This is a genomic window from Mycobacterium sp., assembly GCF_035640695.1.
Taxonomy (GTDB): Bacteria; Actinomycetota; Actinomycetes; order Mycobacteriales; family Mycobacteriaceae; genus Mycobacterium.
This window is the reverse complement of the sequence record NZ_DASQVQ010000154.1, coordinates 1-7,221: the sequence shown is the minus strand read 5'-3', so window position 1 is coordinate 7,221 and position 7,221 is coordinate 1. Positions and strand designations below refer to the sequence as shown.

Genomic DNA, 7,221 nt, shown 5'->3' with positions numbered 1-7,221 from the left:
GCCATAAAGTCGACCCTGTCTTTCATACGCGCAGACAGGTCGGGGTCAAGATCGGCGAGCTCGGCGGCCCCCGTGGGGTTGCCGAACATGCTCCATATGCCCGGCCCCGCCGCGTCGAGAAACAGCCGCGCGAAGGGGTCTCGGATCAGCGGGTTTTCGCTGTCGGTCTCCGCGGCGCGCGCTGCGGCAACGCCCAGCGCCGTCGTGCCCACACTTTCAGTGATGTCCCAGGAATCGTTGTCGAATCGCGGCATCGTCACTCCTCCCATACCGGCACGCCGATTCCGAAAGGTACACGCGGCGCCTGATACGCGGCTCATCTCTGGCTGAGAGCCACACCTGACGCGGATTGCGGCGGGCTCGGCCGGTGTTGAACCTGTCATGAGCGCGGGCCAGGTGCCCTCGCCTGCTTTGGGCGTCGCGAGGCTAGAGGAGCAAGAAGTGAGCAACGTCATCCGCACCACATTGGTCGCTCTAGCCGTCGCCGCGGCGAGCGTTGCTTTCAGCCCAGCTGCCCATGCCGCCACGGCTGGTGAGATCGCTTTCCTGAAAGACCTCGAATCCGCCGGTGTGCACGCGTCCAACACCGACGACGCGATTGCATCGGGACATTCGATCTGTACCCAGCTGTCTGCCGGTGTTTCGACCGGCGCACTCGAGATGCAGGTCTACGGCAGCTCGCATCAGAGCCAGGGAAATGGCGTGACTGCTTACCAGGCCACCCAGATCGTCCGGTACGCGGTGCGAGACATCTGCACAGGCGGTGCAGCGACGTAAGCGACGCGCCCTCTGCGGACAATGCGGCCGGGCAGCACAGCAAAGTCGATGAAACTATCTAGATAGCTTCTCCGCCGGGTGGGCCGACATGCGCCGCGGGGTTTGACCGTTCGGCAGTCGTTAACCCGGGTCGGCAGCTCGCGGTCGCGCGGGCGGCACCGCCGCCAGGAGTCTGCGGGTGTACTCATGTTCGGGTTCCCCAAACAGTTCTGTGGCAGGCCGGTACTCCACGGCTTCGCCTTCGCGCATGACGAGTACGTCGTGGCTCATCAGCTCTATGACCGCAAGATCGTGAGCGATGAAAAGGTAGGTGAGTCCCAGGTCGCGCTGGAGCCGCGCCAGCAGATCCAGCACCCTGGCCTGCACCGAAACGTCAAGCGAAGCAGTGGATTCGTCGAGAATCAGCAAGTCGGGTTCTGGGGCGAGTGCCCGCGCGATGTTCACTCGCTGGCGCTGTCCACCCGAGAGCTCATGCGGGTACCTCGAGGCGAATTCCGCCGGCAGCCCGACTAGATCGAGCAGTTCGGCCACCCTTTCCTGTCTTGCGCGGCCTCCCTCGACGAGCCGGTGCACGATCAGCGGCTCAGCGATCGACGCCCCCACTCGCGCGCGAGGATTGAGTGACGAGAACGGATCCTGGAACACGAGGCTGATCCGCCTCCGCAAGGCCTTTTCGGCGGCGCCGCGCACACCGAACACGTCAGCGCTGTTCAACGACGCCGTGCCGCCGTCAGGCTTGACAAGACCGGTGAGCGCCCCGGCCACCGTCGACTTGCCCGAGCCCGACTCACCCACCAACCCGAGCGTGGTCCCGCGTCGGATCGTGAACGAAACGCCTTTCACTGCATGCACTATCGACCTCCCCAGGGCTGTGATGGGGAACCGTACATCAAGCGCGTCCACTTTCAGCAGCACCGGCGAGTCCTCCGATGGAGGCGGCGGACCATCGCCGCCGATCAACGGGCGCGCGTCCAGAAGCTGTCGGGTGTATGGATGCTGCGGTCGGTCGAATACATCCAGGATCGGTGCCTGCTCGACGGCCTCACCGTCCTGGAGCACAGTCACATCATCGGCAACCTGGCCGATGACCCCGAGGTCGTGGCTGATCCACACCACTGCAGTGCCGAAATCGCGCTGCAGATCGCGGACCAGGTCGATGATCTGCGCCTGGGTTGTCACGTCCAGCGACGTCGTCGGCTCGTCGGCGACCAACAGCTCTGGATCACACGCCAGGGCGATCGCGATCATCACCCGCTGCCGCTGCCCGCCGGACAGCTGGTGTGGATAACCGTCCAAACGGCTTTCAGGATCCTGCAGTCCTACTGCCGCCAATAGGTCGAGCGCGCGTACACGCGACTGCCGCCGGGTCAATCGGCGGTGCGCCTCTAGTGACTCGGTGATTTGCCGCCCGAGTGTCAACAGCGGGTTGAGCGAAGTCCCCGGGTCCTGAAACACGAAGCCGATGCGGCCACCGTGCACGGACCTCAGCATGCGTGCCGACGCTCCGATGAGCTCGGTGGGCGCCGAATCGTACCGGCCGGCAAGCACACTCGATCCTGTCACGATCGCACCCGGGGCATCCAGCAGTCCCGTGGCCGCGAGCGCGGTCATCGACTTGCCTGACCCGGACTCGCCGACGATGCCCAGCGTCTGCTCGCGCCGGATGTCGAACGAGATGCCGCGCACAATTTCGCGTCGGCCGATGCGCACCCGCAGTTCCCTTGCGCTCAGCAGGGGCTCGGCCGTAGCCCGCGTCACTGCCTCCTCCGAGCCTCGATCATGGTGCGGTGTTTGGGGTCCAGCACATCCCGCATACCGTCGCCCAGCAGATTGAACGCCAAGACGATGACGAAGATCGCCGCACCCGGGAAGATCGCCATCCACCAGGCGAGTGTCACGAAGCCCTGCGAATCGAAGATCATCCGCCCGAGCGACGGCTGTGGGGGCTGAATGCCGAGCCCCAGGAATGACAGCGCGGCCTCCGACAATACGGCGAACGCCAGCGACAAGGACGCCTGCACGATCAGCGGCCCGGCTGTGTTGGGCAGGATGTGGCGACTCAGGACGTAGAGGTGCCCGGTGCCCAGCGTGCGGGAGATTTGGACGAACGGTTCGACGCGCACGCTCAACGCGCTGGCCCTTGCCACCCGCGCGAAGATCGGCGTGTAAACGGTGCCAATCGCAAGCATCGTGGTCGTCACGCCGGGCCCGAGAATTGCAACAATAGCCAACGCCAACAGCAGCACGGGGAATGCGAACATCACGTCGATGCCGCGCATGAACAGTGTGTCGACCCAGCCGCCGCGGTAACCGGCGATCATGCCGATAGTCACCCCGACCGCGACGGCGAACGCGACGCTCACCACCGCAACCCGCAGTGATGCCTGGGTCGCCACCAGCACCCGGGAGAGGACGTCGCGGCCGAGGTCGTCGGTGCCGAACCAATGCACGCCGCTGGGCGGCCGCAGCGCGTTGGGCACGTTGATGTCGTTAACATCAAAGGGCGTAACCCAATTGGCGGTCACCGCGACAATGACGATGCCGACGAGAACCAACGCGCCGGCCACCGTGACCGGGTTGCTCAGCAACAGCCGCCAGGAGGCGACTCGTGCACTCTGGTCCGGTGAAGCATCTGTCATGAGAGCCGAATCCTCGGATCGACAACCGCGTACAACGCATCCACGATCAGGTTGATGACTAGGAAAAGGACAGCGATGAGCAACACCGAGCCCTGGATGAGGGGGTAATCGCGGGCCGCCACGGCGTTGTACACCAACCGTCCTAGCCCTGGCCAGGCGAACACCACCTCGACGACGATGACCCCACCGAGAATGGTCGCAAGCTGGATGCCCGTGATGGTCAACACCGGGACGAGCGCGTTGCGCACGATGTGACGGAAGGTCACCACGTTCGGCGGCAGCCCCTTTGACCGCGCAGTGCGCACGTATCCCATCGAAGCGACGTCGAGTACCGCCGAGCGGACGTACCGCGTCATGATCGCCCCCGCCACCAGACCGACGGTCAGACCGGGGAGGATGATGTGTCGCGACCAGCCGGCCGGATCATCGGTTAGCGCGCGATATCCCGAGGTCGGAAGCCAGCCGAGAGTCGACGCGAACAGCCCGATCAGCAGGATTGCCATCCAGAAATCGGGAATCGATACGCCGAATTGGCTTGCTACTCTGACGATTGCGTCACTGAGCCTGCCCTCGTGCAGTGCCGACCAGATGCCGGCCGGAAGCGCGATGAGCAGGCCGATCACGATGCCGACAACGCCGAGCGAGACGGTCGCCGGAAGACGCTCGAGCAGGCTGATGGTTACCGGATCGCCGTTGCGAAAGCTCACACCGAGATCACCGGTGAGTGCATTGCCGATGTAGGTGAAGAACTGCTGGACCATCGGGCGGTCGAGTCCGCTCGCCGAACGCAGTGCCTGGTAGGCCTCCGGCGTGTAGCGGGTGCCCAATGCGATTCGCACGGGATCGCCCGGGACCAGATGCACCAGCGCGAAGACCACGATCAGCACACCGAGGAGCACCACGAACGAGTGGATAATTCTGCGCGCGAGGAAGCGCACGATGGGGCTGGTGAAAACGGCCGTCATGCTGGCCCGTCCCGCGTCAGGCTCGCCGAGTGGAACTCGATCGCCGCGTCGCGTCGCGCCTGGTAGCCCGACAATCTGGGATTCCACGCCTGGATCACGGACGGGTTGTAGAGGTAGATGTAGCTGACCTCGTCGGCGATGATCCTGGCCGCCGTGTCGTAGTCCGACTTACGGGCGTCGCGATTGGTCTCGGTACGCCCGGCATCGAGCAGACGGTCGACTTCGGGATTCGAGAACTTCTGTGCATTGCTGGTTCCGTTGGTGTGGTGCTGCGCATAGTAGAAGTCGTCGGGGTCGATGTTGCCGAGCCAGCCCATCATGAGCATGTCGAACTGGCCCTTGTTCTGCTCGTCGAGCCAAGTCGCGAAGTCGACGGTGCGAATATTCACTGTGATGCCAAGCGGGGCAAGATTATCGGCAATAATCTGCCCGGCGGTCACCGTCTGCGGGTATTCGGTCGTCACCAGCATGTCGAGGCTCTTGGGCGCGGCGCCGGCGTCGCGCAGCAGGCTTTTCGCCTTCTCGGGGTCGTAGCGGTACCTGTCGTAGTCGGTGTACCAGGCGTTGCCCTTCGGGATCGCAAGTTGGTTCGCGGTGGCGGTGCCGTAGCTGGTGGCCTGCACGATCGCTCCTCGGTCGATGCCATACGCGATAGCCTGACGCACCCGCACGTCGTTCCACGGCTTGCGCGCTTGATTGAGCGCCAGATACCAATAATCGTTGCTCGGCGTCACCGCGAGCCGGATCGACTCGTCGTCCTTCAGTTGTGCCACACGTTGAGTGGGAATTGCGTTGGTCCAGTCGATTTCACCCGCCTGCAGTGCCGACAGCGCGGTCGATGGTTCAGAAATGAACCGGAAGGTCACCCCCGAAACTGTCGGTGCGCCACCCCAATAGTTTCGGTTGGCCGTCAAGGTGATTGAATCCCCGCTCTTCTGACCCTGAAAAGCGAACGGGCCCGTGCCAACGGGATGCCTTGCGATCTCGCCGCGTTCGACGTTCTTGCGCTGAACGATCGCCATCCCCTTGAAGCCGCCAAGGTTGGTCAACAGGTTCGGCGTGGGCTGTTTGACCGTGATTGCGACCGTCGACGGGTCCGGCGCGTTGACATCGGTTACGGCACTGAACTTATCGACGTTAGCGAGCTTTTCATCGATGATGCGGCGGTAAGAGTAGACGACGTCATCCGCGGTGAAGGGGCTGCCGTCATGGAAGGTGACGCCTTTGCGCAAATGGAAGGTCCAGCTGAGCTGATCTGTGCTGACCTCCCACCGCTCGGCGAGCGCTGGCCGCATCTCCAGGTTCTCGTCGGGCTCGACGAGAGTATCGAAGACATTTTCCAGAACCTCGAACGAGAAATAGGCGCTGGTCTTGTGGGGGTCGAGCTGGTCGGGCTCTCCGGCGATCGCGGCGACGAGGCTTCCTGACGATTCGCCGCCGAGGTCTACTCGCGTGCCGGTCGAGCAGGCGGAAATGCTCGATATCAGTGCGATGACCACGCATGCCGCGACGAGACCAGCCGAACTTCTTAACACACGTGCTCCAATGAAGAGCCAAAACCGCCCCCGGGCCACCAGGTCAACCGTGACGGGCGGCTGAGCGAAACTCCGGTTTGTCGCACGTCCACGGAGAGGTGGTCTGGTGTCTTCGTCTTGTTCGTTGGTCTGGTCTTTGTCTTGATCCTCGCCTTGATCCTTGGCGCGGTCTTTTGTCTTGGGCTACTTCGACGGTGGCCACGGTCGCCGCCGGACCTGTACCCAAACGGCGCCTGCCGCCTCACGAACGGGTTGTGAACCGCTATAGCCGTCTGATGCTAGCCGGTAGATAGGAACTCCGGCTGGCCGGAGTGGTCGATGGGGGTCACCGGTGGCGACATGAGTTCGCTTAGAGAGCAATTCTTACAGCACATGGTCGGGGCAGCAGCGAAGGTAGCTCGGGTCGGCGCCGAGGGCACGTTCCGGCGCCCAGTATCTGCTGCCGATCCGCGCTTCGAGTGCGGTGAGGACACCGTATTTCCACAGCCGGCCTGCCCGTTGTCCGCAAGGTCAGGTTTGTCCTGATGAGTGAAGCCGGCCGACGACAACGCGCGGGCCACCAGCGCGAGCAGCCCGTCAGCGTCTCCGGTGATGCGGATCGTGGCGCGAGGGACGGCGTAGGCCGCGGCCGCATCAGGCTGGTCTCCGTCGGCCTGGCGGCGCGCCGCGCCTCTTTTGGCGCAGCAGACCCGAAGCCGGCGCGCACCGGCGTCGGATCGTGGCTGCTGACTCGGCGCGCCCCGTCGCTGGCAATGGGAATCGTGGTTACGGCGTCGTTGATTGCGGCCGAGACCCTTTTGTTGTACCCGCTCAAGCTTGTCGCCCCCGTGAACCTCTTGCTGGTGGTCTATCTGCTCGGCGTGATCGTGGCCGCAGTCATTCGCGGTTTCTGGCTGGCGGTGGCGACAGCGGCGGCCAGCGCCCTGGCCTTCGACTACTTTCACACCCCGCCATTGCTTCAGATCAGTTTGACCACTCCCGGGGATCACACGGCGGTAGGCACGTTCTTGGTGGTTGGGGTGTTAACGAGCATCCTTGCCAAACTGGCCCGATCGCATGCCGCTCTGGCCGACCGCGCGGCTGAGCGGGCCCGTGTGTTGGCCGAGCAGCAGGAAGCGCTGCGGCGGGTGGCGACACTGGTCGCGCGTGGGGCCTCCCCGTCGCAGGTCTTCTCGGCGGTGGCCGAAGAAATGGGGCGGTGCCTGAATGTGGACGGCGCGGCGGTGTCCCGCTTCGACGGCGACGCGACCGTCATGCTCGCGATCGCGCCAGTCCCTCCGGAAGTCAAGGAAATGTTGCCGCTCG

At 64.2% G+C, this 7,221-nt stretch carries 7 protein-coding genes; 2 read left to right on the top strand and 5 right to left on the bottom strand.

The genetic code is table 11. The features are described from left to right. Window positions 1-254 (bottom strand): class I SAM-dependent methyltransferase (locus VE759_RS18600; RefSeq protein WP_324935157.1); only part of this gene is annotated, 254 nt, incomplete at its 3' end. Window positions 255-381: 127 nt separating this feature from the next. Between VE759_RS18600 and VE759_RS18595 the strand changes: the two genes are divergently transcribed. Continuing rightward, window positions 382-777, top strand: a complete 396-nt coding sequence (locus VE759_RS18595; RefSeq protein WP_324935156.1) for a DUF732 domain-containing protein — start codon at window positions 382-384, stop codon at window positions 775-777. Between the two features lie 120 nt (window positions 778-897). On the opposite strand, the gene VE759_RS18590 is transcribed toward VE759_RS18595, so the two are convergent. From VE759_RS18590 to VE759_RS18575, 4 genes are read right to left on the bottom strand one after another with little or no spacing between them, the layout of a single operon-like run. Next, window positions 898-2,535 carry an ABC transporter ATP-binding protein gene (locus VE759_RS18590; protein ID WP_324935154.1) on the bottom strand — a complete coding sequence of 546 codons (1,638 nt, stop codon included), beginning with the start codon at window positions 2,533-2,535 and terminating at the stop codon, window positions 898-900. Next, window positions 2,532-3,416 carry an ABC transporter permease gene (locus tag VE759_RS18585; protein WP_324935152.1) on the bottom strand — a complete coding sequence of 295 codons (885 nt, stop codon included), beginning with the start codon at window positions 3,414-3,416 and terminating at the stop codon, window positions 2,532-2,534. The genes VE759_RS18590 and VE759_RS18585 overlap by 4 nt, the downstream gene beginning before the upstream one ends. After that, a complete protein-coding gene (locus VE759_RS18580) occupies window positions 3,413-4,381 on the bottom strand; it encodes an ABC transporter permease (RefSeq protein WP_324935150.1) in 969 nt (322 codons plus the stop codon). Before VE759_RS18580 ends, VE759_RS18585 begins: the two co-directional genes overlap by 4 nt. Continuing rightward, window positions 4,378-5,880 carry an ABC transporter substrate-binding protein gene (locus VE759_RS18575; RefSeq protein ID WP_324935148.1) on the bottom strand — a complete coding sequence of 501 codons (1,503 nt, stop codon included), beginning with the start codon at window positions 5,878-5,880 and terminating at the stop codon, window positions 4,378-4,380. Before VE759_RS18575 ends, VE759_RS18580 begins: the two co-directional genes overlap by 4 nt. 560 nt (window positions 5,881-6,440) lie before the next feature. On the opposite strand from VE759_RS18575, the gene VE759_RS18570 reads away from it, so the two are divergent. Further along, a partial coding sequence (locus VE759_RS18570; RefSeq protein ID WP_324935146.1) for a DUF4118 domain-containing protein occupies window positions 6,441-7,221 on the top strand: 781 nt, incomplete at its 3' end.